The 25,774-nt window shown below is 49.6% G+C and carries 22 protein-coding genes; 9 read left to right on the top strand and 13 right to left on the bottom strand.

Annotated elements, in window-relative coordinates; all coding sequences use genetic code 11:
• Window positions 1-2: 2 nt before the first annotated feature.
• Together ACTHSN_RS03785 and ACTHSN_RS03780 are read right to left on the bottom strand one after the other, a co-directional pair.
• Window positions 3-671 (bottom strand): class I SAM-dependent methyltransferase, encoded by a 669-nt coding sequence (locus ACTHSN_RS03785; protein ID WP_070461834.1) that lies wholly within the window; start codon window positions 669-671, stop codon window positions 3-5.
• An 11-nt stretch (window positions 672-682) separates the two neighbouring features.
• Window positions 683-868, bottom strand: coding sequence for a DUF3460 family protein (locus ACTHSN_RS03780; RefSeq protein WP_070461836.1), 186 nt, complete (start codon window positions 866-868; stop codon window positions 683-685).
• Between the two features lie 216 nt (window positions 869-1,084).
• Here ACTHSN_RS03780 and ACTHSN_RS03775 point away from each other — a divergent pair, with 216 nt between their 5' ends.
• Window positions 1,085-2,437, top strand: coding sequence for a polynucleotide adenylyltransferase PcnB (locus ACTHSN_RS03775; RefSeq protein WP_107769024.1), 1,353 nt, complete (start codon window positions 1,085-1,087; stop codon window positions 2,435-2,437).
• A gap of 117 nt (window positions 2,438-2,554) precedes the next feature.
• Here the strand turns inward: ACTHSN_RS03775 and rpoD are convergent, their stop codons facing one another.
• Both rpoD and dnaG read right to left on the bottom strand, forming a co-directional pair.
• Window positions 2,555-4,507 carry an RNA polymerase sigma factor RpoD gene (gene rpoD, locus ACTHSN_RS03770; RefSeq protein WP_107769025.1) on the bottom strand — a complete coding sequence of 651 codons (1,953 nt, stop codon included), beginning with the start codon at window positions 4,505-4,507 and terminating at the stop codon, window positions 2,555-2,557.
• Between the two features lie 194 nt (window positions 4,508-4,701).
• On the bottom strand, window positions 4,702-6,474 hold the full coding sequence (gene dnaG, locus ACTHSN_RS03765) for a DNA primase (protein WP_107723327.1): 1,773 nt from the start codon (window positions 6,472-6,474) through the stop codon (window positions 4,702-4,704).
• 330 nt (window positions 6,475-6,804) lie between these two features.
• On the opposite strand from dnaG, the gene ACTHSN_RS03760 reads away from it, so the two are divergent.
• Together ACTHSN_RS03760 and ACTHSN_RS03755 are read left to right on the top strand one after the other, a co-directional pair.
• Complete coding sequence (locus ACTHSN_RS03760) at window positions 6,805-8,241, top strand: NAD-dependent succinate-semialdehyde dehydrogenase (RefSeq protein WP_107810365.1); 1,437 nt, start codon at window positions 6,805-6,807, stop codon at window positions 8,239-8,241.
• Between the two features lie 399 nt (window positions 8,242-8,640).
• Complete coding sequence (locus tag ACTHSN_RS03755; protein WP_159068520.1) at window positions 8,641-8,853, top strand: hypothetical protein; 213 nt, start codon at window positions 8,641-8,643, stop codon at window positions 8,851-8,853.
• 75 nt (window positions 8,854-8,928) lie between these two features.
• Here ACTHSN_RS03755 and ACTHSN_RS03750 read toward each other — a convergent pair whose 3' ends face one another.
• Together ACTHSN_RS03750 and ACTHSN_RS03745 are read right to left on the bottom strand one after the other, a co-directional pair.
• Complete coding sequence (locus ACTHSN_RS03750) at window positions 8,929-9,915, bottom strand: malate dehydrogenase (protein WP_107810366.1); 987 nt, start codon at window positions 9,913-9,915, stop codon at window positions 8,929-8,931.
• Between the two features lie 121 nt (window positions 9,916-10,036).
• On the bottom strand, window positions 10,037-11,011 hold the full coding sequence (locus ACTHSN_RS03745) for a PhoH family protein (RefSeq protein ID WP_004520317.1): 975 nt from the start codon (window positions 11,009-11,011) through the stop codon (window positions 10,037-10,039).
• Between the two features lie 102 nt (window positions 11,012-11,113).
• Between ACTHSN_RS03745 and ACTHSN_RS03740 the strand changes: the two genes are divergently transcribed.
• From ACTHSN_RS03740 to rlmB, 3 genes are all read left to right on the top strand, one after another.
• Window positions 11,114-11,824 carry an AzlC family ABC transporter permease gene (locus ACTHSN_RS03740; protein WP_070461846.1) on the top strand — a complete coding sequence of 237 codons (711 nt, stop codon included), beginning with the start codon at window positions 11,114-11,116 and terminating at the stop codon, window positions 11,822-11,824.
• Window positions 11,821-12,129: an AzlD family protein gene (locus ACTHSN_RS03735; RefSeq protein ID WP_003680717.1), complete on the top strand. Its 309-nt coding sequence runs from the start codon at window positions 11,821-11,823 to the stop codon at window positions 12,127-12,129. The genes ACTHSN_RS03740 and ACTHSN_RS03735 overlap by 4 nt, the downstream gene beginning before the upstream one ends.
• Window positions 12,130-12,191: 62 nt before the next feature.
• Complete coding sequence (rlmB, locus tag ACTHSN_RS03730; RefSeq protein ID WP_004520319.1) at window positions 12,192-12,941, top strand: 23S rRNA (guanosine(2251)-2'-O)-methyltransferase RlmB; 750 nt, start codon at window positions 12,192-12,194, stop codon at window positions 12,939-12,941.
• Between the two features lie 52 nt (window positions 12,942-12,993).
• On the opposite strand, the gene ACTHSN_RS03725 is transcribed toward rlmB, so the two are convergent.
• The 3 genes from ACTHSN_RS03725 to pdxH all read right to left on the bottom strand — a co-directional run bounded on the left by ACTHSN_RS03725 (window position 12,994) and on the right by pdxH (window position 15,619).
• A complete protein-coding gene (locus tag ACTHSN_RS03725; RefSeq protein WP_070461848.1) occupies window positions 12,994-13,407 on the bottom strand; it encodes a hypothetical protein in 414 nt (137 codons plus the stop codon).
• Between the two features lie 361 nt (window positions 13,408-13,768).
• The gene (locus ACTHSN_RS03720; RefSeq protein ID WP_003686367.1) at window positions 13,769-14,827 is read right to left on the bottom strand and encodes a pseudouridine synthase; all 1,059 of its coding nucleotides are present in this window, start codon (window positions 14,825-14,827) and stop codon (window positions 13,769-13,771) included.
• Window positions 14,828-14,986: 159 nt separating this feature from the next.
• The gene (pdxH, locus tag ACTHSN_RS03715) at window positions 14,987-15,619 is read right to left on the bottom strand and encodes a pyridoxamine 5'-phosphate oxidase (RefSeq protein ID WP_003686383.1); all 633 of its coding nucleotides are present in this window, start codon (window positions 15,617-15,619) and stop codon (window positions 14,987-14,989) included.
• 111 nt (window positions 15,620-15,730) lie between these two features.
• Here pdxH and dut point away from each other — a divergent pair, with 111 nt between their 5' ends.
• The 3 genes from dut to guaA all read left to right on the top strand — a co-directional run bounded on the left by dut (window position 15,731) and on the right by guaA (window position 18,410).
• On the top strand, window positions 15,731-16,183 hold the full coding sequence (dut, locus tag ACTHSN_RS03710) for a dUTP diphosphatase (protein WP_003680707.1): 453 nt from the start codon (window positions 15,731-15,733) through the stop codon (window positions 16,181-16,183).
• Window positions 16,184-16,369: 186 nt separating this feature from the next.
• Window positions 16,370-16,696: a hypothetical protein gene (locus ACTHSN_RS03705; protein ID WP_039862324.1), complete on the top strand. Its 327-nt coding sequence runs from the start codon at window positions 16,370-16,372 to the stop codon at window positions 16,694-16,696.
• 148 nt (window positions 16,697-16,844) lie between these two features.
• Entirely contained in the window at window positions 16,845-18,410 is a 1,566-nt protein-coding gene (guaA, locus tag ACTHSN_RS03700; protein ID WP_003686344.1) for a glutamine-hydrolyzing GMP synthase, read from the top strand.
• 70 nt (window positions 18,411-18,480) lie between these two features.
• Here the strand turns inward: guaA and gloB are convergent, their stop codons facing one another.
• The 4 genes from gloB to purL form a co-directional block, all read right to left on the bottom strand.
• Window positions 18,481-19,230, bottom strand: a complete 750-nt coding sequence (gene gloB, locus ACTHSN_RS03695) for a hydroxyacylglutathione hydrolase (RefSeq protein WP_107791879.1) — start codon at window positions 19,228-19,230, stop codon at window positions 18,481-18,483.
• A 23-nt stretch (window positions 19,231-19,253) separates the two neighbouring features.
• Complete coding sequence (locus ACTHSN_RS03690; RefSeq protein WP_107791880.1) at window positions 19,254-20,339, bottom strand: hypothetical protein; 1,086 nt, start codon at window positions 20,337-20,339, stop codon at window positions 19,254-19,256.
• Window positions 20,340-20,571: 232 nt separating this feature from the next.
• Window positions 20,572-21,357 (bottom strand): HNH endonuclease, encoded by a 786-nt coding sequence (locus ACTHSN_RS03685; protein ID WP_225905477.1) that lies wholly within the window; start codon window positions 21,355-21,357, stop codon window positions 20,572-20,574.
• Between the two features lie 297 nt (window positions 21,358-21,654).
• The gene (gene purL, locus ACTHSN_RS03680) at window positions 21,655-25,551 is read right to left on the bottom strand and encodes a phosphoribosylformylglycinamidine synthase (RefSeq protein WP_440365086.1); all 3,897 of its coding nucleotides are present in this window, start codon (window positions 25,549-25,551) and stop codon (window positions 21,655-21,657) included.
• Between the last annotated feature and the right edge of the window lie 223 nt (window positions 25,552-25,774).

Genomic DNA, 25,774 nt, shown 5'->3' with positions numbered 1-25,774 from the left:
TTTTATTTTTTTAGCAGCAGTGTCAAACCGTCGCCGATAGGCAGGGTAATGGGAATAATGCGTGTATCGTGCGGCAGATTTTGGTTGAAATGGCGCAGGATATCCAAGCTGGGTGGATCATTTTCGCCAGCTTCATTCATGACGCGCCCGCCCAATAAGATATTGTCGATGGCAATTACGCCGCCACTCCGTACCAGTTGTAAACAGCGTTCAAAATATTTCGGCGTAGGCGGTTTGTCGGCATCGATAAGCGCCAAGTCATAGCTTTCCGATTCGCCTTGCACAATCAAATCGTCCAAAGTCAGCAAAGCCGGTTGCAGATGAAGCGAGATTTTATGCGCTATGCCTGCTGCCTGCCATGTTTCGCGGGCAATATCGGTAAAGGTTACATTGATGTCGCAAGCCGTGATTTTGCCGTCCTCGGGGAGGGTAAGTGCCATGGCGGTGCTGCTGTAACCGGTAAAGACACCAACTTCCAAATATTTTTTGGCATTCAATAATTTGGCCAACCACACCAACATGGCTGCCTGCTCTTGTGCGATGGCCATCTTTCCCAGACGATGTGATTGGGTGCGCTCGCGCAATGCGGTCAAAACGGGATGTTCAGATTGACCGATGCTGTTGAGGTACTGCTGTAACGCCGGATCGGTATTGTGGGTGTTGGTCGTCATACCGATATGGGTTAGTCTTGATAATAGGTGTAAGGTTTTTTGTTGACTTTGGCCGCTTCAAATTCAGCCTGTTCGGCCGGATTGAGGGTAACATCCCACAGCAAATGGCGGTTTTCGAGGCGTTGCGCTTCCATTTCGGGATTGTCTTCCATGAGTTTGTCGAGGAATTGGGTAGCTTCGGATTTGTAGTGGTACATGATGTCTTGCCTGAATCGTTGTCAGACCGTCATTATAGCCGATATTTTTTGTCAATACGCTAATTAATCGAACTTCCATAAGGTATAATGGCACGTCTTTTTTAGGCTGTCTGAAGCCTTTGCTCAATGTTTTGTTCTTTCTACGGCAGGATATTGTGCAAAGGCTTAAGCCGGACAAGTTTCAGACGGCCTTTTTTATTGTGAAAAGAGCTGCTTATGTTAAAAAAATGGCTGCATAAAGTGTTGCCTAAAAAACACGTCAAGTCGTTGCCCGAAAAGGAAATTATCTCACTTGAGCAACATGGTATCCATGCGGATATGTTGAGCTTTGCCGCTGAGAAAATTGCTAAACGCCTGCATGAAACCGGTTTTCAGGCTTATGTTGTAGGGGGAGCCGTTCGGGATTTGTTGCTCGGGGTTGAGCCCAAAGATTTTGATATTGCAACCGATGCCACGCCGGAGCAAATCCGCAAAGTATTCCGCCGCAGCCGCATTATCGGCCGCCGCTTCCAAATCGTTCATGTGATGATCGGCCCTGAAACCATTGAAGTGACAACGTTCCGCGGCGGCGATAAGGTTCAGCAAAATGCGCAAGGCCGCATTATGAAGGACAATACTTACGGCAGCATTGAAGAAGATGCCATGCGTCGCGACTTTACTTGCAATGCGCTGTATTACGACCCGATTAAAGAGGAGATTTGGGACTTCCATCAGGGCGTGGCTGATGTTGCCGATAAAAAATTGGTGATGATAGGCGATCCTGCCGAACGCTATCAGGAAGATCCTGTCCGTATTCTTCGCGCCGTCCGTTTGTCGGGTAAATTGGGTTTTGAAGTGGAAGAGCAAACCGCTTTGCCGATTGCCGAATATGCAGGCCGTCTGAAAAATGAGCCTGTTGCCCGTCTTTTTGATGAAATTCTGAAAATCCTGTTTTCCGGTTATTCTCGTGCCTGTTTGAAGCGGCTAAACGAGTTGGGCATTCCCGAAGGCATTCATCCACTTTTAGATGCCTTGAAAACTGCTGAAGCGGCTGAAAACCGTATGATTATGTTGGCCTTGAAAAATACCGACGAGCGTATCCGTGCGGATAAGTCCGTTTCCGTCGGCTTCGTATTGGCGGCGGTATTGTGGCCGACACTAAATACTATGTGGCAACGCAATCAAAGCCATGGTCAAAAACCTGTCCCTGCATTGATGGATGCGATGAACACCATGCGGGATACGGTAGAGAAGGGTTGGGGCGTACCGCAACGATTTTCTGCAACCATGCGTGAAATCTGGCAATTTCAGCCGCAATTCGACAATATGCGCGGCGCCCGCCCGTATCGCCTGCTATCGCAAACACGTTTCCGAGCCGCTTATGATTTCCTGATTTTGCGTAGCGAGGTTGGCGAGGTTGATAAAGAGATGGCTTCTTGGTGGACAACTTTCCAACATGCCGATGAGGAAACACGCCAGCAAATGATTGCGGCCAATGATCACAAACGTCAGAAACAAAGTGGATCAACTGATGGCAAACCCAAACGTCGCCGCCGTCGTTCGAAAAAGAAAACTACAGAGGCTGAATAAATTATCAAAATAAATTTAAGGCCGTCTGAAACCATTAAATCTTTTGAGATTTGTTTTTCAGACGGCCTTATTATATTTCAATAAAAAACCGCAGGTCTTTCAACCTGCGGTTTGCTTTTATGATTTGTTTTCCTCGCTGTCGAGGAAGCTGCGGAGGCGGTCGCTACGGGTTGGGTGGCGCAGCTTGCGCAGTGCTTTGGCTTCGATTTGACGGATACGTTCGCGGGTTACGTCAAATTGTTTGCCGACTTCTTCCAAAGTGTGGTCGGTATTCATATCGATACCGAAACGCATACGCAAAACTTTGGCTTCGCGCGGCGTCAGGCTTTCGAGGATTTCTTTGGTTACTTCGTGCAGGCTGGTGTACATTGCAGCTTCTGCCGGCGCAACGTTGTTTGCATCCTCGATGAAGTCGCCCAAGTGCGAATCGTCGTCATCGCCAATCGGTGTTTCCATGGAAATCGGCTCTTTGGCAATTTTCATGATTTTGCGGATTTTATCTTCCGGCATTTCCATCAGCTCGGCCAGTTTGGCAGAATCAGGCTCTTCACCGGTTTCTTGCAGGTATTGGCGCGAGATACGGTTCATTTTGTTGATGGTTTCAATCATGTGAACCGGAATACGGATGGTACGCGCTTGGTCGGCGATGGAACGGGTAATCGCTTGACGGATCCACCATGTGGCGTAAGTCGAGAACTTGTAGCCGCGGCGGTATTCGAATTTGTCTACCGCTTTCATCAGGCCGATATTGCCTTCTTGAATCAAATCAAGGAACTGCAAGCCGCGGTTGGTGTATTTTTTGGCAATGGAAATAACCAAACGCAAGTTGGCCTGAATCATTTCCTGTTTCGCGGCTGAGGTTTCTTTTTCGCTCAACACCATGTTTTTGTTGATTTCTTTCAACTCTTCGATGGAAATGCGGGTTTCGGCTTCCATATTGGCCAGCTCGGTTTGTTTTTCGAGGATGGCATGGCGGAAACGATCCAATGCGTTTGCCCATACACGGCCTTTGGCTACTTCTTCTTCTACCCATTCCAAATCGGTAATGGCTGGCAGGAAGTTTTTGATGAAGTAGTCGCGCTCCATGCGGACGCGGTCGATACAGATGTCGCGGATTTCGCGTTCGAGTTTGCGGATGTTTTCAACGCGGCTGCGCAGGTTGCTGCTCAGGTTTTCGATTTGACGTGTAGCGAAACGGACTTCCAACAGTTTGTTGGCAATGGCATCACGGTGTTTCAGGTAGTTGGCGTGCTGACTACCGTGTTTTTCCAACTGCTTGATCATTTTGCCGTATTCGCTCTCGATAAAGGCGAAGTGTTCCAAAACTTTTTGCTTCAGTTCGGCCAAATGGGCAGCGGATATGGCTTCAGAGTCGCTACCTGAATCGTCTTCATCTTCATCGTCGCCATCTTCATCATCGCTAACGGTTTCGCCTTCTTCGTCATCTGGTTTGGCATTTTCCAAATGACCCAAGCCCAATTCGTTCAACAAGACTTCATTAGGGTCGATGATGGCTTCAACCACTTCATCAACACGGATTTCGTCGTTGCGGACTTGTTCGATCAAAGCCAGAATTTCGGCAATCGAGCCAGGGCAGGCGGAGATTGCCTGCACCATGTTTTTCAGTGCATTTTCGATTTTTTTGGCGATGATGATTTCGTCTTCACGCGTCAACAGATCGACTTGACCCATTTCACGCATATACATACGTACAGGATCGGTTGTGCGACCGAATTCTGAATCTGCGCTGGAGAGTGCTGCTTCGGCTTCTTCAACGGCATCGTCGTCGGTCATGGCGGCGGCGTTGTCGCTCAAGAGGATGTCTTCAGCATCGGGAGCTTGCTCGGTTACTTGGATACCCAAGCCGGAAATCATGCTGACGATGTTGTCGATTTGCTCGGCGTCGGACATATCGTCGGGCAGCGCGTCGTTAATTTCGGAATAAGTGATGTAGCCGCGTTCTTTACCCATAATAATGAGTTGACGCAGGCGGGCGCGCTGCTCTTCGATACTCAAGGGACGGTTGTCATCTTGGTCTTGGTATTCTTCGTAGTTTTGGTTTTTAGACATGGATTGCTCTCTAGGTTGATAGGATGCCGACGGTTTACGGTGATGTGGCCGTACCTGAAGGCAGAGCAGAGCTTTTTGTTGTGAAATCAGATTTCACTTTAATACTCTGAGGCTGTCTGAAAATATTACGGATGGAGTGTTCTGCGTGTCATGCTTCGCAGCGTGTGTTTAGATTGTTCAGACGGCCTGAGGGGTTAGTTTTGCTTTGCCGTCAAAAGCGACAGCAAAAGTCTTTTTTCATTTTCGGTCAAACCAGTTTGAATACTTTTTTGCTTTAAAGTTTCGATTTGACTGTATTTTAATTCATTTAACAACTTTTTCATGCCGATTTGGAAACTTTCGCAATCTTCTTCGTTATCCCCTTCCATTTCTTCAGAGTGAAGGGTCGATAAAAAGATTTGATTGACGGTTTCCTCATAGGGCGAACCGCGCATATATTCAAGCACTTGTGCAGTTGCAGGAGTCGTATCGTGATGCTTGATGGTTTCGGCTAAATTGGCAAGGCAGGCAAAGTCGCCGCTTAAAGCCAGATAATCGGGTAGGTCTATATATGAAGCCCAAGCCGGATTTATCAAGAGGCTGCGTATCTGTCTTTGAACCAGCGTCAGCATGGTTGGCTGTTTGACAGAAATAGGCGGCAGTTTGTAACTTTTTTGTTTGACGTGCCGTTTTGGCGCTTCTTGTCCGAGTAATTGGGCGAGGTTGTCCGGGTCAATGCCTACGAGCTCGCTGAGTTTTTGTTTCAGAAGATAGCCCAATGCCGGCGCGGTAATCTGAGCCAAGAGCGGAGAACTGGTTTTGACCAATTCTGCTTTGCCTTCTTGCGTATTGAGGTTGAGGCCGTCTGAAAGATGTTCCCAAAAGTATTCCGATAGGGGCTTGCTTTGGTTTAACAGGGCATCTTCAAATTGCGTTTTGCCGTAGGCGCGGATGTAACTGTCAGGGTCGTGTTCTTCGGGTAGGAATAGAAAATGCAGTGATTTATCGTCTTTTAATTGCGGCAACGCATTTTCCAGCGCGCGCCAAGCCGCTTTACGTCCCGCGCTGTCGCCATCAAAACAAAAATAAATACTGTCGGCCTGACGCATCAGGATTTTGACGTGTTCCGCCGTGGTTGCCGTACCTAAAGCCGCTACGCCGTAGCCGACGCCGAACTGCGCCAATGCAACCACGTCCATGTAGCCTTCGACCACCAAAATCCGTCCTGCCTCTTTTACGGCAGCACGCCCTTCATATAGTCCGTAAAGGTTTTTCCCTTTATCGAACAAAGGCGTATCGGGAGAGTTCAGGTATTTGGGTTTGGAGTCGTCCAATACGCGGCCGCCAAAGCCGATTACCTGCCCACGCGGATTACGGATAGGGAACATAATCCGATGGCGAAAGCGGTCGTAATGTTTGCCTTCGTTGTCGATGACCATGCCCGTATCCACCAACGCAGTATTAGGATAGGGTTGGAATACTTGCGCCAAAGGTTGCCAGCCGTCGGGTGCATAGCCCAAGCCATAATGCGCAATAACTTCCGCACTCAAGCCGCGCTTGTCCAAATAAGCCTTCGCCGCCGGATTGAATTTCAACTGTTGCGCATAAAAATCCGCTGCCGCTGCTGTCGTTTCTTCCAAAGTCTGCTGTTTTTTCTTACGTTCGGCACGGATTTCGGGGTTGTCTTCCTGCCCACGAACTTTAGGTACCGTCATGCCGACGCGATCAGCCAAAAACTGCACTGCCTCCGGAAACGACAGCCCCTGATGTTCCATCACAAATCCAATCGCCGAACCATGAGCCCCGCAACTGAAACAATGGTAAAACTGCTTGGTCGGGCTGACCGAAAACGACGGCGTCTTTTCCTTGTGAAACGGACAGCAGGCCATATAGTTCGCCCCACCTTTCTTCAGCGGAACCTGTTCGTCGATAATATCGACAATATCGACTTTGGACAAAAGCTCATCAATGAAATCAGATGGAATCATGGCTCGGCAGAAGAGGATGGACGGAAAATATTTCAGACGGCCTTATAAACAGACAAAGGCCGTCTGAGAATGGAATTTTGGATGAGTGTTGAAATGAGTTTTGTATTATAGCAAATTGTTGTAATACATGTGTCTTATCCTTTTGAGGTAGAGTATTAATCATCGTATTTCATTCGTTATTTAAGATAGATATGATGTCGTTAAAGCAAAGGCCGTCTGTAAGATATTCAGACGGCCTTTGATGTTGGTTTATTTTTTGATTTAGTTGCACTTTGATGGTATGAATATGATAATGAACGTATATCCTCGGTTTTAGAAAGGTCGTTTCTCATGAAAGATTTTGCCCGTTTGCTCAACCATCCCGATATTTCCTTTTCTCCGATTCCAAATGCCATTAAAGTTGATAACCCTGCAACAGGTGAGGCTTTGGCGTTTGTCCGTAAGACTGATTCAGACGGCCTGAAGCTTTTGATTCAAAAGGCGGAGGCGGCACAAAAATTATGGGCGGCAAAAACTGCGTTGGAGCGCGCCGATGTGTTGTGGCGTTGGTATTTTTTAATTAAAGAAAACAAAGAAGAACTGGCGCGTATCATGACGATGGAGCAGGGCAAAAGTCTGACTGAGGCGCGTGGCGAGATTGATTATGCGGCTTCGTTTGTGCGCTGGTTTGCGGAAGAGGCTCGGCGGATTGACGGTGATGTGCTGACGAGTGTGAAAGCGTCGCAAAAACTGGTTGTATTGAAACAACCCGTCGGCGTTACTGCTGCGATTACGCCGTGGAACTTCCCGTCTGCGATGATTGCGCGCAAGGCTGCACCTGCTTTGGCAGTGGGCTGTGCGATGATTGTCAAACCTGCATCGCTCACGCCTTTGAGTGCGTATGCGTTGGCCGTGCTGGCTTATGAATCAGGTATGCCGCAGGATTTGTTGCCTGTTGTCAGTGGTAGCGCTTCGGAAATCAGCCATGAATTTGCTACGAACCCGACTGTACGCAAAATCAGCTTTACCGGCTCAACCGAAGTAGGTGCGAAAATTTTTGCCGACAGCGCGGCAGACATTAAAAAACTCAGTTTGGAGCTGGGCGGTAATGCGCCGTTTATCGTGTTTGACGATGCCGATTTGGACAAAGCCGTCGAAGGCGCGCTGGCCAGCAAGTTCCGTAACAGCGGTCAGACCTGCGTCTGCACCAACCGCGTTTACGCTCAATCCGGCATTTACGACGAATTTTGCCGCAAATTGAGTGAAAAAGTGGCGGCGCTTAAATTGGGCAACGGCTTGGAAGATGGCGTAAACCAAGGGCCGTTGATTGAGGAAAAAGCGGTAGAAAAAGTTGAGCAGCACATCGCCGACGCATTGGCTAAAGGAGCAAGTTGCCTGACCGGCGGCAAACGCAGCGCATTGGGCAGAACGTTTTTTGAGCCTACCGTTTTAAGCGGCGTTACGGCGCAAATGGCGGTAGCTCGCGAAGAAACCTTCGGGCCTTTGTGTCCCGTGTTCCGTTTTGAAACCGAAGCCGAAGTCATCGAGGCTGCGAACAATACGGAATACGGTTTGGCAGCTTACCTTTTCACCTCCGACGTCGCCCGTCAATGGCGCGTCGGCGAAGCCTTGGAATACGGCATGGTCGGTATCAATACGGGCTTAATCAGTAATGAAGTGGCACCATTTGGCGGCGTAAAACGCAGCGGTTTGGGACGTGAAGGCAGCAAATATGGTGCGGATGAATATTTGGAATTGAAATATTTGTGCATTGATGTAGCGGAATAAAGCTGCACAGTAAAGGCCGTCTGAAATTTGGTTTTCAGACGGCCTTTTTTAAATGCAGAAAAGGTATTGGGTAATTTTCATATTATGAGGACGAGCTTTATAAAGAAGCAAAACCATAAGAAACAAAGTTGCAAAAAATTTGTCACATGTTTATAAAATTAGTTTGATAACTATTTTATATGTTTTTAATTGCATTAGATGTGTATTCCAAATTTCTGGCAGTAGTTTTTCTTTGAGTGATGGCAACGGAAATTTTGGTACATATATCGGCGGCAATACAACAGTGAGCAAGGTAAGATTAGTTCTTTTTGCTTGCACAGTGTGGCTCATATCGATAGCGTAGAAACTTTATTCAGGGTACAATTTTTGGGTGTGACTTTTATAAAAAAGGTGATGTGAATGTTGAAGAAATTTTTAATCCTGTTTTGCGTAGCTTTCACCGGCGCATGCAGTTCATTTGATGGAGATGGTTTGACAAATGGCTCATATTCTCAAGGAAAACGTCTTGATCCGAATTGTGATCATTATGCTGTCGGCGGTAGTGGCGGCGGTTGTACACCGGCAGGTCAATGGCATCTTAAAGATAAACAAGGACAAAGAGTGCCATTCTAGCTTTTAAAAATGATTGTAGAACGGGCATTTAATTATTTAGGCCGTCTGAAATTTCGTTTTCAGACGGCCTTTGTTTTAGAGTAGATCCTGGATGGCTGAACGTTCTTCTTCTAATTCGGCCAGTGTGGCGGCAATACGTTTTTGGCTGAATTCGTCCGACAAATCCAAGCCCTGGACGATGCGGTAGCTGCCTTCGTCGCAAATGACGGGGAAGCCGAAAATCAAACCTTCGGGAATGCCGTAAGAGCCATCTGATGGAACGCCCATGGTTATCCATTTACCACTGCTGCCGAGCAACCAGTCGCGCAGGTGGTAGATGGCGGCATTGGCGGCGGAAGCTGCGGATGATGAACCGCGTGCGGCAATAATGGCGGCACCGCGTCCGGCGATTTTCGGCATGAAAACTTCGGTGTTCCAGTCGGGTTCGGTAATCATGTCTTGGACGGACTCGCCGTTGCTGGTGGCGTAGCGGTAGTCGGCGTACATGGTCGGGCTATGGTTGCCCCAGACGCACATTTGCTCGATGGAAGTAATCGGGCGGTCGATTTTTTCGGCAATTTGGCTAACGGCACGGTGGTGGTCGAGACGCATCAGTGCGGTGAAATTTTCTGGCGGGATGTCGGGGGCGGATTTCATGGCGATGTAGGCGTTGGTATTGGCCGGATTGCCGACGACGAGGACTTTAACGTTGCGATTGGCAACTTTGTTCAACGCCGCGCCTTGTACTTTGAAAATTTCGCCATTGGCGTGCAGCAAGTCGGCGCGCTCCATGCCTTGGGTACGCGGGCGCGCTCCAATCAAGAGGGCAATGTCGGCATCTTTGAAGGCGACTTCGGGGTCGTCTGTGGCGAAGATGTCGGCAAGGAGCGGGAAGGCGCAATCCTGCATTTCCATAATCACGCCGCGCAATGCCTGTTGTGCCTGCGGCAGGTCGAGCAGCTGCAGGATAACGGGTTGGTCGCGTCCTAGCATGATGCCGCCGGCGATACGGAAAAGGGTGGCATAGGCGATTTGGCCTGCCGCGCCGGTAACGGCGATTCGGACGGGTGGCTTGAGGGTCATATTTTTCCTTTTGAAGTCGTTGTTTTACTTGATTTTCGGATTATAGCAGTATTATGTGGCGAATGATGTAGGAAGGCCGTCTGAAATTTGATTTTCAGACGGCCTTCAGTGTTTGAAAAGATTATTCGCCGTTTTTCTTTTCAGCTTGTTCTTCTGCTGCTTCATAGGCTTCGACGATTTTCTGCACCAAAGGATGACGGACGACGTCTTCGCTGGTGAAGGTGTGGAAATACAGGCCTTCTACGTCGCGCAGTTTTTCGCGTGCATCTTTCAAGCCGGATTTGATGTTGCGTGGCAGGTCGATTTGGCTGATGTCGCCGGTAATGACTGCTTTGGCACCGAAGCCGATACGGGTCAGGAACATTTTCATTTGTTCGGGCGTGGTATTTTGCGCTTCGTCCAAAATGACATATGCGCCATTTAAGGTACGGCCGCGCATATAGGCCAGCGGCGCAATTTCAATCAAACCTTTTTCCATCAATTTGGTTACGCGGTCGAAACCCATTAAATCATAAAGCGCATCATAAAGCGGTCGCAGGTAGGGATCGACTTTTTGCGCCAAATCGCCCGGCAGGAAGCCTAATTTTTCGCCTGCTTCGACTGCGGGACGCACCAAAACAATGCGTTCGATTTGATGTTTTTCCATGGCATCGACTGCGGCGGCAACGGCAAGATAGGTCTTACCCGTACCGGCAGGGCCTAAGCCGAACACGACATCGTGGTTGAGCAAGGCGCGGATATAGCCGTTTTGACGCGGGGTGCGGCCGCCGATGCTGCCGCGTTTGGTGCGGAAATAGTATTGTTGGTCGTGGTGTTTTTCTTCGTGTTTTTCATCTGCGGTTTTTGCTTCGACGGCCGCGAGGCTGATGGCGTTGTCGTCCAAGTCGCCTTTTTCTGCGGCTTCGGCAAGCGACAGCAAGGCACGGCGGCCAGCATGTGCCAGTTCGCCCATGAAGGTGAAATGTTCGAAGCGGCGGCTGATTTGGATATCAAGGGCTTTGCCTAAGGCTTCGAGATTGCTGTCGAGCGCACCGCACAGGCGTTGCAACACGGTATTGTCAATTTCTTCAAACTGCAGATGGACGGTGTGGGTCATATCGGTTTCCGTAAATAAATCTAATTTTTCCATATTATACCCTTGTTCAGACGGCCTGATTTATAATACGTCGCTTCTTTTTAATAAACCGTTTCAATCAAAATGAATCACACTGCTTCTCCTCAATCGGAATTTCTGCGCGGTATCAAAGAATGTTCTCCCATGCTGATCGGCTTGTTGCCGTGGGCGCTGATTTTGGGCATGCAGGGTGGGCAGAAAGGCATGAGTTGGCTGGAAATGCTGCTGATGACGGGCATGAACTTTGCCGGAGGTTCGGAATTTGCCGCAGTCAATTTGTGGGCAAATCCCTTGCCGATACTGCTGATTGCAACGGTTACGTTTATGATCAATTCGCGCCATATCCTGATGGGTGCGGCGATTGCGCCGTATATGAGGGATATGCCGCTGAAAAAGGCGATGCCCGCGCTGTTTTTTATGTGTGATGAAAGCTGGGCAATGGCGTTTGCTGAAATTCAAAAGCGTAAGGCGGCAGGTTTGCCTGCATTCAATATGCCGTTTTATGCCGGCGTGTGCTTTATTTTGTATGTAACTTGGATTGGTTTTGCGGCGTTTGGTGCGGCAGTAGGTCCAATGTTCGGCGATGTGGCGGCTTGGGGCTTCGGCATGGCGTTTCCTGCGGTGTTTTTGGTGTTGCTGCGCGGGATGTGGAAGAGCTTTGCGGCTTCGCGCCCTTGGTTTGTCAGCCTGATTGTGGCGTGCGCAACCTATTTGATCGTGGATGGCGCATGGTATGTTCCGGCCGGAACGTTATCGGGTTTATTGGTGGCGTATTTGTGGGGAGAGCAAAAATGAAGGATTTGTTGTCGCTGCAATCGTTTTTGCTGTTTTTAAGCATGTTGGCCGTTACTTATTCAACCCGATTAATCGGCTTTTTTGCATTGCGCAACCGTACGTTGAGCCGTCGCGCGCAAGTGGTTATGGAGGCTGCGCCGGGTTGTGTGTTGATTTCTGTGATTGCGCCATATTTTGTGTCGGATAAACCGCATGAGCTGATTGCCATTGCTTTGACGGTATTGGCGGCTAGCCGGTTTTCGATGTTGGTGACGGTATTAATCGGCGTTGGCACTTCGGGCATACTCGGTTATTTGATGAAATAAAAAATTTTCAGACGGCCTTACTTGTTATAATGGCCGTCTGAATTTTTCGATAAAGCAAAAACATGGCAAACCAACGACTCATCTATGGCTTTCACGCCGTCAATGCCCGTTTGTGGCAAAACCCGAAATCAATTACCGAACTCTATATCCAAGAAGGCAAATCCGATGCACGCACCCGCGATGTATTGGATAAAGCGGCCTCTGAAAACGTACGCGTGCATTTTGCTGATGCCGACCGCCTGAATGCCATCAGCAAAGGGGCGCGTCATCAGGGTGTGGTCGGGTTTATCGATGCCTCCAAAAACCATGTTCACTTGGAAGATGTGTTGGAAAACCTGAGCGAACCGCCGTTTTTGCTGGTATTGGACGGCATTACCGACCCGCACAACCTTGGCGCATGCCTGCGTACTGCCGATGCGATGGGCGTACATGCCGTGATTGCGCCCAAAGACAAAAGCGCCGGCCTGAATGCGACTGTCAGCAAAGTTGCCTGTGGCGCGGCGGAAACCGTGCCGTATATTACCGTAACCAATCTTGCCCGTACTTTACGTGAATTAAAAGAGTACGGTATTTGGATTGTCGGCACAGACATGGGCGGCGACTCCGACCTTTACCACTGCGACTTGCCAGACAGCGTGGCTTGGGTAATGGGCAACGAAGGCGAGGGTATGCGCCGCCTGACGCGCGAACATTGCGATATGCTGGTATCGATTCCGATGTTTGGCACGGTAGAAAGCATGAACGTTTCCGTCAGCGCAGGCATGGTATTGAGCGAAACCCGCCGTCAACGCGTGTTGAAATCGGAAAAATAAAAAGTTTAATTAAAAGGCCGTCTGAATGTTTTTCAGACGGCCTTTCAAAATTTTAATGTTGTTCCAAACGTTTGATTTCCGTTTCTTCTAAAACTTCCGCCTCCACCAAAGGAATCGTAACATCGGCATCTGTTGATGGTTTTAAAAGCTCATATACGGTTTTTTTAACGGCTGTTTCAATACGAGAACGCATTGCCCATACAAATAAAAACAATAAGATAAAAAATGAGGTAAAGATAAATAGTCCGTATAGGTAGCTGCCTAAAAGCTGGCCTATATAGAGTGAAAGGCTAAGTAAAACCAAAATGACGGCTACTGCTCCTGTAATGGCGAAGAGTAGGTAGAAAACGCTTGGTGCCGCATATTCAGAAGCCGTTTCTGCCAATTGTTCCTGTTTTTCTCGAACACTGTCGGAAATCGGGTCAATGATGGCTTCACGAAATTTCCGCTTTATAAAATCAAACATAGTTTCCCCTTTTTTATAATGGTTAAAGAAATAGCATTATCTTATAAATAAGAAATTTATGCCAAAGCATTTGGAAATTTGGATGTATTGGGAAGTAGTAAATATACCGATTAGTTGAGATGAAGGGATAGGCTATTATTGAGTACAGCCTTGTGAAGGTTGGAGCAGCTCTGCTTATATTTAATAATAAAGTAGAAAAAATATAAATTATTCAAATATTTAAAATAAATGGAATAAATTTGTAATAATATGTTTTGTGCTAAGAGATTTGAGTTTTAATTCTCTTGATTTTTATGACTAAAGCAAGATGTTATAAGGCTGAGACGATTTTGCAAAAGTCTCAGCCCCGATTTATCTTACATTAACTTTTCTTCCGGCGACGTTCGCCAGGCAGCAGCATATCTGCCCATTTGATGATGTTGGCGACTTCTGCCGGATTGAGTTCGTAGAACTGGCCGCGTTTGAGGCGGTTTGGCAAGCCGATAGGGCCGAAGCCTACACGGACGAGACGGCTGACGGTCAGGCCTTGGCTTTCAAAAATGCGGCGTACTTCGCGGTTGCGGCCTTCTTTGATGACCACGTTATACCATTTGTTTGCGCCTTCGCCGCCTTGTTCGTAGATACGTTCTACTTTTGCTAGACCGTCTTCGAGCATCACGCCTTCTTCGGTTAGGACGCGCATTTGTTCGGTGGTCAACTCGCCCAATACGCGTACGGCGTATTCGCGTTCGACTTCAAAGCTGGGGTGGGCAAAGCGTTGAACCAGTTCACCTGAAGTGGTCAGGATCAAGAGGCCGCTGGTATTGATGTCCAAACGGCCGATGGCCACCCAGCGGCTGCTGGCTGCTTGCGGCAGGCGGTCGAAAATACTGACGCGGCCTTGCGGGTCGTCGCGGGAAACGATTTCGCCTTCTTGTTTGTAGTAGAGGATGATGCGTGGCAGGCGGTCTGCCCATTTGAGTTTGATGATGCTGCCTTTGACGGTAACATGATCGTCGGGCGTGACTTTTTCACCCAGTTGGGCTACGCGTCCGTTGACCGTTACCCAGCCGTTGCTGATCCATTCTTCCATTTCGCGACGTGAACCGACGCCGGAAGCGGCCAGGACTTTTTGCAGGCGCTCGGGTTCAAAGCGTGAAAGGTCGCTGCGGCGTTCTTTCAAATCGCGGGCGTGCTCCATGATTTTTTGGTTTGGGTTGCGGACCACCAGTTTTTTGGCTTTGGCAGCACGTTGTTTAGGTGCGGTATTTTGAGCTTTGGGGCCGTCTGAAACTTTTTGGCCGTAAGGTTTGCCTGATGTTTTTCGCTCGTCGTCGGGACGTTTTTTATTGGCAAAGGATTTGGCCGGTTTGGAAGGTTTTTTGGCGGTAGATGATACGCCGTCGCGCCATTGGCGTTTGCTGGAAGGCTGTTTGGACATGATTTTTCCTAACTCGCTTGAAAAAGCGGTTCTTCTGCGGCATTTGCGGCAGGGGTTGGATTGGGGGAAAAGGCCGTCTGAAAATCAAATTCAGACGGCCTGCCGATGAAAGGCTGTATTGTAACTCAACCAGTAAATTTTTGTTTGAAAATCCGAAAATTATGGCGAAAGGCGTTCGCGTATCCAGTTGCCGTCAACCAGGCGGTATTGGATGCGGTCGTGCAGGCGGCTGGGGCGGCCTTGCCAGAATTCGATGCGGTCGGGAATAACGAGGTATCCGCCCCAATGCGGAGGGCGGGGAACATGCAGGGGATGTTTGACACCGACGGCCGCGGCTTTGGCCACCAATACGGCTTTGCTGGAAATCACTTCGCTTTGCGCACTTGCCCATGCGCCGATACGGCTGGTATATGGGCGGCTCTCAAAATATTCGTCCGAAGCGGCAGCATCAAGTTTTTCAATGCGTCCTTCAACGCGCACTTGGCGTTCGAGTTCCGGCCAGAAAAAAGTCATAGCGGCAAAAGGGTGTGCCGTATAGGAGCGGCCTTTGCGGCTATGGTAATTGGTAAAGAAAACAAAGCCTTTGGGGTTGACCTCTTTCAGCAGTACCATGCGGCTGTTGGGCCTGCCGTCTTCGCCTACGGCGGCAACGTTGACCGCGGTCGGCTCGTTGACTTCGGCGTGAATCGCTTCGTTCAGCCATTGCTCGAATTGGACAATCGGGTCGGCGTGGCATTCGGCTTCCGACAGCTCGCGTTTGCTGTAATCTTCGCGGATATTGTGCAGATCCATGATTTTTCTCCTTAGGTCTGACTGAATCATACTCCGTTTTTTCAGACGGCCTCAAGGGCATTTGTGTATAATCGTAGCCCTTTCCAATATAGAACAATACGGAGTCCTGTCATGCAAACCGAAGTCGAACTGAAAATCTTAAATCCGAAAATGGCCGATTCCCTGCCTGCTTATGCAACGCCCGGTTCTGCCGGTTTGGACTTGCGTGCCTGCCTGGATGAAGCCGTTGTATTGCAGCCGGGCGATGTATATCTCGTGCCGACCGGTTTGGCGGTGCATTTGGCCAACCCTGCGTATGCGGCCGTTTTGTTGCCGCGTTCCGGTTTGGGTCATAAACACGGTATTGTTTTGGGCAATTTGGTCGGTTTGATTGACTCGGATTATCAAGGAGAATTGAAGGTTTCTCTGTGGAACCGTGGTAAAGAAGCGTTTACCATCGAGCCGATGGAGCGCATCGCGCAAATGGTGATTGTGCCGGTTGTCCAAGCCGCGTTTAAGGTTGTGGACGAGTTTGCCGCCAGCGAGCGGGGTGAAGGCGGATTCGGCAGCACCGGCAAAGCCTGATGATTTGAAAGGCCGTCTGGAACAGGATAAATTGAAATATTCGATTTCGGTTTGCCACGGTTCAGACGGCCTTTTTGTTGTGCCAACCTTTGCATAATTACACACAAGATTGCATTTTTATATCTTGCCTGCATGGCCGGCGCACCTAATAATACAGGCCGTCTGAAACCTTTACGGAGCGTTGTTATGTCCCGCCCCTCACTTTTTCTGCCTTTGTTTTTGATTATCTTTGGTGCGATTTGGTTTTTACGTGCTACGGATATTTTGCCTGCGACATCAACCATGATTGCCGGCGCATTAATTATTTTGGGCTTTGCCGTGTTGATTATGGACGGCATCAATAAACAGTCCATCGTTTCCGGTCCGATGCTGGTTTATATCGGTACAGCCATTTATCTGCACATGAGCTACTGGATTTACCTCTCGCCGTTATTGGCCATCGGCATGGTCGTGTTGGGTTGCCTGCTGTTGCTCTCGCGCAGCGATATGATTCCTGAGAAACACACAAAATAGAAAGATGAGAGATTTGGGTTTTGCCCTATAAAGGCCGTCTGAACAATGGTATAATCCGCCGATTCAGACGGCCTTTTTTATTGTGGTTTAAATTTGAAATTTACCCTCTCGGCCGCACCGTTTTCTTACATTTTACAAAGTTTCCGCCATGACCCAAGACAAAATCCTTATTCTCGACTTCGGCTCGCAAGTTACCCAGCTGATCGCCCGCCGCGTGCGCGAAGCCCACGTTTACTGCGAACTGCATTCTTTCGACATGCCTTTGGAAGAAATCAAAGCCTTTAACCCGAAAGGCATCATCCTCTCCGGCGGCCCTAATTCCGTTTACGAATCCGATTATCAAGCCGATACCGGTATTTTTGATTTGGGCATTCCGGTCTTGGGCATCTGCTACGGCATGCAATTTATGGCGCACCACTTGGGCGGCGAAGTTAGCCCGGGCAACCAACGCGAATTCGGTTATGCGCAAGTTAAAACCATCGACAGCGAGCTGACACGCGGCATTCAAGACGATGCGCCTAATACGCTCGACGTATGGATGAGTCATGGCGATAAAGTTTCCAAACTGCCTACCGGCTTCTCTGTTATCGGCGACACCCCGTCTTGCCCGATTGCCATGATGGAAAATGCTGAGAAACAATTCTACGGTATCCAATTCCACCCTGAAGTGACCCACACCAAACAAGGCCGCGCGTTGTTGAACCGCTTTGTCTTGGATATTTGCGGCGCACAACCAAGCTGGACCATGCCGAACTACATCGAAGAAGCTGTTGCCAAAATCCGCGAACAAGTTGGTAGCGACGAAGTGATTTTAGGTTTGTCCGGCGGCGTGGACTCTTCCGTAGCGGCCGCGCTGATTCATCGTGCCATCGGCGACCAACTGACCTGCGTGTTTGTTGACCACGGTCTGTTGCGTTTGAACGAAGGCAAAATGGTGATGGACATGTTTGCCCGCAACTTAGGAGTACGCGTGATTCACGTTGATGCCGAAGAGCAGTTTTTGGCGAAACTTGCCGGCGTGACCGATCCGGAGAAAAAACGCAAAATCATCGGTGCGGAATTTATCGAAGTATTTGACGCTGAAGAGAAAAAACTCACTAACGCCAAATGGTTGGCGCAAGGTACGATTTACCCTGACGTAATCGAATCCGCAGGCGCGAAAACCAAAAAAGCCCATGCCATCAAATCCCACCACAATGTCGGCGGCCTGCCTGAAAACATGAAGCTCAAATTGCTTGAGCCGTTGCGCGACTTGTTCAAAGACGAAGTACGCGAATTGGGCGTCGCTTTGGGTCTGCCGCGTGAAATGGTGTACCGTCATCCGTTCCCGGGCCCAGGTTTGGGTGTGCGTATCTTGGGCGAAGTGAAAAAAGAATACGCCGACTTGCTCCGTCAAGCAGACGATATTTTCATTCAAGAATTGCGCAATACTACCGATGAAAACGGCACATCTTGGTACGATCTGACCAGCCAAGCCTTTGCCGTATTCCTGCCTGTGAAATCCGTCGGCGTAATGGGCGACGGCCGTACTTACGATTATGTCGTAGCTTTGCGTGCCGTGATTACCAGCGACTTTATGACTGCCCACTGGGCTGAGCTGCCATACTCGCTGCTTGGTCGAGTGTCCAACCGCATCATCAACGAAGTCAAAGGCATCAACCGCGTGGTTTATGATGTCAGCGGCAAACCGCCTGCCACGATTGAATGGGAATAATCCCTAAAAAATAAAGGCCGTCTGAACAGATATTGTTCAGACGGCCTTATTCTTTAGGGAGTAAGCCCAATTAAAATTGATTTTTTAATTCACGCAAGGCGGCGAAGACTTCGAGTTCGCTGTTTAATTTTCGTCCGCTCAATTCTTCGGCGCGTGCCTGAACTTGGGGCAGGTGTACGCGGAAAAATGGATTGACTTTGCGTTCGTGTGCCAGGCTGACGGGCAGTGTCGGCGTGTGTTCGGCTGCGGCCAAGGCCGTCTGAATGTCGGCATTGTCCGGCTCGATATGCTGGGCAAAGCGCAGATTGGAGGCGGTGTATTCGTGCGCCGGATAAAACAGCGTTTCTTCGGGCAGCTGGTTGAATCGGTGGAAGCTGTCGTAAAGCTGCTCGATTGTGCCGGTAAATACGCGGCCGCAACCAGCGGAGAACAAGGTATCGCCGCAGAAAACGTGCAGGCCGTCTGAATTTTCCAGCAGATAGCTGATGTGGCGGTCGGTATGGCCGGGGGTTGCCCAAACGGTAACCAAGCCTTCGCCAAACGGGAACTGCGTACCTGCGGTGACGGTATGCGTCGCTACGTCGATGTCACTTTCGCCATAGATTGGGGATTCTAAAAAGCCGTGGAACAGGCTTTTTGCGCCGCCGGTATGGTCGGGATGCGGATGGGTAATCCATGTTTGCGCCAGCATCAGGCGGTTGTGGACGAGGAATTTCAAAACGGGCGTGGCATCGGACGGATCGACGCAGGCAGCATGGTTGCCTTCTTGAATCATCCAGATGTAGTTGTCGTTTAGGGCTTGGATTGGCGTGATTTTCATATGCTTTCTTCTGGTTTGGGGTTTCAGACGGCCTCTAAATAATCTTTGATATTAGGGCTTTGGCCGAATACGGCTTCATGGGCTTGCTGGATGCACAGTCGGTTGAACAGCAATCTTTGGGTTTGATCGCCGTCGATAATCCGCACTTGGCCTTGCAGTTTGGGCGCGTCGTGATGAAAGGTATTCTTAAACGCGTGCCAACGGTCGGTTTGCAGATGGACGACGGCAAACATATCGTGTGAAATATTAACGCCGACACTGAATAGCTTGGCCGAGGCTTGCAGGCAGAAACTGCTGTCGCCAAACAGGCACAGCCCCATGTTTTCCGGATAGCGGAACAATTCGATTTTCACGGCTTCGGGTGCGGCAAAGATGTTGCAAAACAGCCGTTCAAACAACGATGGCTGCGCCACGCCTTCGCTCAACATGCCGTAAAGCCCACCCAGCCAATCGACATAGCCGAGAAAAGTGAAACGGTAGTCCTGCATAATGGCTTCGATGCGCTTGGGATCGCGTTTGCTGATCAAGCGGACAAATTCAAAACCGACTTCCGGCAGCCGCGCCCGAAGCGTTTGGTGCAGGCGGTGGGCAAACAGGTTTTTGTGGTTGTGCGGATTGCGCAGAATGCCGAGGAATTTCAGCCGCAATATCCGCCACAAGGCATCCGGTACTTTGACGGTATCGGCATTTGCCGTAGGTGTTTTCAGACGGCCTGCAGGCAGGGTGCGCAGGTGGTTGCAGGCATCTTCGTAGCCGCTTTCATGACGGTTGAACCAGCTTTCCAGATTGTATTGGTTGGCGGAGTCTTCGACAAAGGTCAGCGTATAGAGGTTTTTCGCCGCCAAGTTGCCGATGATGTTGACGCTTATCGCTTCGCTGCGGTTTTGTTCTTTGCCACGGGCTTTTTCGCCAGTATGGAACATAGACAGCGGTAAGCGATAAACGTTTTGATTTTGCGGGCTGACCTGCGGATTATGCGAATGTTGCCGCTGCTCGGTTTGGGCGATGAAGTGGTGTTCCTTCGTCGGATTCGCGGTCAACAGGGCGTAAGGCTTTTCGCCGCATTCGGAAAATTCGCAATCGCTGAGGATAAAGGCTTGTCGAGTCATAATGTCGGGAAAGGCCGTCTGAATATGTCGATTATAGCTGATGGGGAGCTAAGGGGGATTATGATTATACGGAATGATGCTTTTGCTTGCAGAATACGCTAATAGAATGACGATGGTCGGTTTGGTCTTTATATGCAAAAGGACGCAAAAAGGTCGTCTGAAAACAGGTATAGCGGATTTTGTGCCAACCCGTTTTCAGATGACCTTAAATCAACGGACTGTTCAACACTATTTATTCTTCTTTTGGGAAAACATGGTTGCGGTGATACTCGAAATATTTTTCGCTTTCCGGTCGAATTTTTAATTTCATATCGGGAGAAATTCCCAACCGCTTTTGATTTTCCGAATCGATTGTCGGGCTGATTTTTATCGTACCGTCGGTATCAAACGTAATCAGTCCATTATCGAATAATCTGTCGATATTGGGTGCGAGCATCAGACCATTGAAGCGACATAAACGCTCGTTATCATCGCACACGCTCCAAGGTTTAATATGGCTGGCGATGAGTAAAGGCTGGATATCTAGACCGGTCAGCGGACAGCTCGGATACAGTTCGAGTAGTTTTTGCCGGAATCTGCCTTGCCCTTGACGAGCTTTTATTAAGGTTTCGATTTCGGTTCGCTTTTCTGGTTCAATTTCGGATGCTAATTGTTCTTTGAGTTTACTGAGATCTTGTTCCAAAGATTGGGTTGAGTTTATTTGAAAATTTGTTGGTTTGTATAATTCAAATATTCCTCCTTTTTTCCACCATAAAAAGTCTTGGTGCATTGATTCGTGATAATGCTTCCTTGAGTTTGAATTGACACTAAGTACATGCAAAGAAGCATGTGTATCATCATTATAGTCAGGAGTAATCTGCCATTGGTTTTTTAGTTCTTCAATCTGTTCATCTACATCTTTTACCTTAAATTGTGTTTTGCCCATATCATGCAGATGTAAGACGATTCTTTTTATAATTTCTATCGTTCCATCAATATGTTCCCCATTGATCCGTGCGGAATATTTTGTTTTCGCCATTAAGTCTTCCTATCAAAGTTAAGTTTTCTAATTTAATTATTTGGGGTAATGCATTGATTTTCCTATGACCGTCATTCCCGCGTAGGCGGGAATCCAGAAGCTTGAATTTACAGTAGTCTTTGAGTATTTCTGAAATGCAGGGGGCTGGATTTCCACCTGCGCGGGAATGACGGCGGTTGGTTCGGTATTATACGCAAAAGAACATATAAAGGTCGTCTGAAAACAGATATAGCAGAATGCGCTAAATCGTTTTCAGACGACCTTTCTCTTTAAAGCCGAATCAAATCAGCCTGCCGGTTAACCCAACGCCTTCCTTGCTCCGGCAAAGAGGCGGTACCAGCCGGACAGTTCCGTCCAGTCTTCCGGTTTCCAGCTCATTTGTGCGGCGCGGTATACGCGTTCCGGATGCGGCATCATGATGGTCACGCGGCCGTCGGTGTTGGTAACGCCGGCGATGCCTTGCGGCGAGCCGTTGGGGTTGAGCGGGTAGGTTTGGGTAACCTGGTTTTGTCCGTCGACGTATTGCAGCGCAATGCCCAAATCGGCGGAGATATTGCCGCCGTGAAGCGCGAAGTCGGCGCGGCCTTCGCCGTGGCTGACGACAACAGGCAGGCTGGAGCCTTGCATTTCATTCAGAATCAGCGATGCGGATTTCGGAACATGAACCATGCTCAGGCGCGCTTCAAACTGTTCGCTCAGGTTGCGCTTGAATTTAGGCCATGCTTCTGTACCCGGGATAATCTCGGCAAGGTTGCTGACCATTTGACAGCCGTTGCACACGCCCAATGTCAGCGTGTTCGGATCGGCAAAGAAGGCGGCAAATTGGTCGCGCAGAGCAGGGTGGAACAGAATTGATTTCGCCCAGCCTTCGCCTGCGCCGAGTACGTCGCCGTAACTGAAGCCGCCGCACGCCGCCAGCATTTTGAAGTCGGCAAGGTGGACGCGGCCTGCCATCAGGTCGGACATATGCACGTCGTAGGCATCGAATCCGGCGCGGGTGAAGGCGGCGGCCATTTCGATTTGCCCGTTCACGCCCTGTTCGCGCAGGATGGCGATTTTGGGTTTCGCGCAGCTGTTGATAAACGGCGCGGCGATGTCTTCGTTTACATCAAACTTCACGTCGGCAAACAATGCGCTGCGGTCGTTGTCGCCAATCAGTGCGAACTCGCTGTCGGCGCAGGCAGGATTGTCGCGCAGGCGTTGGATGGCGTGGCTGGTTTCCTGCCATACGCGTTGCAGGTCGGCGCGGTTTTGTTCCAGTACGATGCCTGCCTGATTGCGGATAACGATTTTCTCGTCAGTACCGATGGTCGCAACAGCATGCAGTGCCAAATCAGCTTCTTTAAACAAGGCTTCTACGGCTGCAACATCTTGTTTGGCAATTTGAATCACTGCGCCCAGCTCTTCATTGAACAATGCACGGATGCTTGCTTCGTTGACATCGGCTTGGTTGGCAACCAGCGAGGTCAAATCCACATTCAAGCCGCAACGTGCAGCAAATGCCATTTCTACCAAAGCGGCAAACAAGCCGCCGTCGCTGCGGTCGTGGTATGCCAAGAGTTTGTCTTCGGCGACAAGCTGTTGAATTATGTTGTAAAACGCTTTCAGACGGCCTGTATCGTCCAAATCAGGTGCATCGCCGGTCATGTTGTTGTAAACCTGACCGAATGCAGAGCCGCCCATACGCGCTTTGCCGTTGCCCAAGTCAACCAGCAGCAATACGCTGTCTTCGACGTTTTTCAACTCAGGCGTAACAGTCTTGCGTACGTCTTCTACTGGAGCAAACGCAGAAATAATCAGGCTCAACGGCGAAACCACGGATTTTTTCTCTTCGCCATCCTGCCACACGGTTTTCATCGACAAACTGTCTTTGCCCACGGGGATGCTCAAATCCAATGCCTGACAGGCTTTAGAAACTGCTTCAACGGTGCGGTAGAGTTTTTCATCTTCGCCCTCGTTGCCGCATGCCGCCATCCAGTTGGCGGAGAGTTTGATGTTGCCGATGTCGCCGATATTGACCGCAGCGATGTTGGTAATGGCTTCGCCGACGCACATTCTGCCCGAAGCAGGCGCGTCAAACAGGGCGACAGTCGGTTTTTCGCCCATAGACATCGCTTCGCCGCGATAGGTATTGAAGCCCATCATGGTAACGGCGCAGTCGGCTACGGGGGTTTGGTATTTGCCGACCATTTGGTCGCGGTGGGTCATGCCGCCGACACTTCGGTCGCCGATGGTAATCAGGAAGTTTTTGGCGGCTACTGTAGGCAGACGCAAAACGCGGTAGGCGGCTTCAGTAATGTCGATATCGCCCACGTTAAACGGTTTTTCAGACGGCGTAACCGTTTTGTCGGTACGCGTGGTTTTGGGCGGTTTGCCGAGCAAGACGTTCAACGGCAAATCGACGGGATTGTTGGAGAATAAATCGTCGCGTACTTTCAAATGACCATCGTCGGTCGCTGTACCGACTACGGCGAACGGGCAGCGTTCGCGTTCGCAGATGGCGCGGAAGGTCTCCAAATCTTTTTCCAAAATGGACAATACATAACGCTCTTGCGATTCGTTACACCAAATCTGCAACGGATTGAGGCCATGTTCTTCCAGCGGCACTTCACGCAGTTTGAATACCGCGCCACGTCCGGCATCGTTGACGAGTTCGGGGAAGGCGTTGGACAGGCCGCCTGCGCCGACGTCGTGGATGGAGATAATCGGGTTTTTGTCGCCAAGCTGCCAGCAACGGTCGATGACTTCTTGCGCGCGGCGCTCGATTTCGGGGTTGCCGCGTTGTACGGAGTTGAAGTCCAAAGACGCGTCGTTTGTGCCGGTGTTCATGGAAGAGGCCGCGCCGCCGCCCAAGCCGATGAGCATACCCGGGCCGCCCAGTTGGATCAGCAATGCGCCTTCGGGGATTTCATCTTTGTGTGTTTGTTGTGCCTGAATGCTGCCCAAGCCGCCGGCAATCATAATCGGTTTGTGATAGCCGCGGACCTGACCGTCAAATTTTTCTTCAAAGGTACGGAAGTAGCCCAAGAGGTTCGGGCGGCCGAATTCGTTGTTGAACGCTGCGCCGCCAATCGGGCCTTCAATCATGATGTCTAGAGGAGAAGCAATATGGCCGGGTTTGCCGTAGGCTTGTTCCCAAGGCTGCTCCAAGCCTGGAATATTCAGGTTGGAGACGGTAAAGCCGGTCAAGCCTGCTTTCGGACGCGAGCCTTTACCTGTTGCGCCTTCATCGCGGATTTCACCGCCCGCACCCGTTGCCGCACCGGCAAACGGCGCGATGGCGGTCGGGTGGTTGTGTGTTTCCACTTTCATGATGATATGGGTGTCTTCCTCGTGGAAACGGTAGCCTTGGTTTTCCGCTGCATTCGGATAGAAACGCTCGATTTTCGCGCCTTCGATCACGGATGAGTTGTCTTTATAGGCAACGACTGTGCCTTCAGGATGCGCATTGTGCGTATCGCGAATCATGCCGAAGAGGGATTTCGGTTGTTTTTCGCCGTTAAGGATGAAGTCGGCGTTGAAGATTTTGTGGCGGCAGTGTTCGCTGTTTGCCTGAGCGAACATCATTAATTCAACATCGGACGGATTGCGGTTTAAAGCCTGATAGTTTTCAACCAGATAATCGATTTCATCGGCCGAAAGCGCCAAGCCCATTTCGGTATTGGCTTTGACCAATGCTTCTTTACCGCCGCCCAATACATCTACGCTGGAGAAGGTTTCCGATTGGATGTGGTGGAACAGTTGCGCCGCTGCATCGATGTCGGTCAACACGCTTTCGGTCATGCGGTCGTGCAACAGGGCTGCCCATTGTTGTTTTTGCCCGTCGGTAAGCGCACCTTCCAACCATACGGCCATGCCGCGTTCGATACGTTCAATGCCTTCCAAACCGCAGTTTTCCGCGATATTGGTTGCTTTGGAAGCCCAAGGAGAAATGGTGCCCAAACGGGGCGTTACCAAAAATAAATGCAAGCCCTCGCGCGCTTTGGGCGTTTGTTCAACGCTTTGCGCTGCCAGTAAGGCTTGCAGTTTTTCGACTGTCGCGGCATCAAGTGTTTTTTCGCTACCGACAAAATACCAAAATTCGCTGCTTAATTTGACTTCGGGCAGGCCGAGTGCGGCTGCTTTTTGAAAGAGTTTTTCAACACGGAAATCGGAAAGGGCGGTTACACCGCGCAAGGGCAGAACAACAGACATGGATTCAGCTCACAAAATGCAGTTGGGGAATCCATTATTATACCTGAAAAATGCAATTTTGCTTGTGAATTTATACTTCAAGTGTTGACAATTTTTGCTTGTAAATTGAAGAGGAATGGAGCAATCGTGTCACTTGATTTTTTATTTTGTACCTGATTATTCGATTATTTTTGTTTATTTTTGAAGAATCGGGAGGAATGGGAATAGATGGGCACAAAGGTAT

The sequence above is a fragment of the Neisseria sp. P0009.S010 genome (assembly GCF_051958545.1).
In the GTDB taxonomy this organism is placed as follows: domain Bacteria; phylum Pseudomonadota; class Gammaproteobacteria; order Burkholderiales; family Neisseriaceae; genus Neisseria; species Neisseria subflava_A.
The sequence above is the reverse complement of the archived record's forward strand: the minus strand, read 5'-3'. Positions and strand labels throughout refer to the sequence as shown.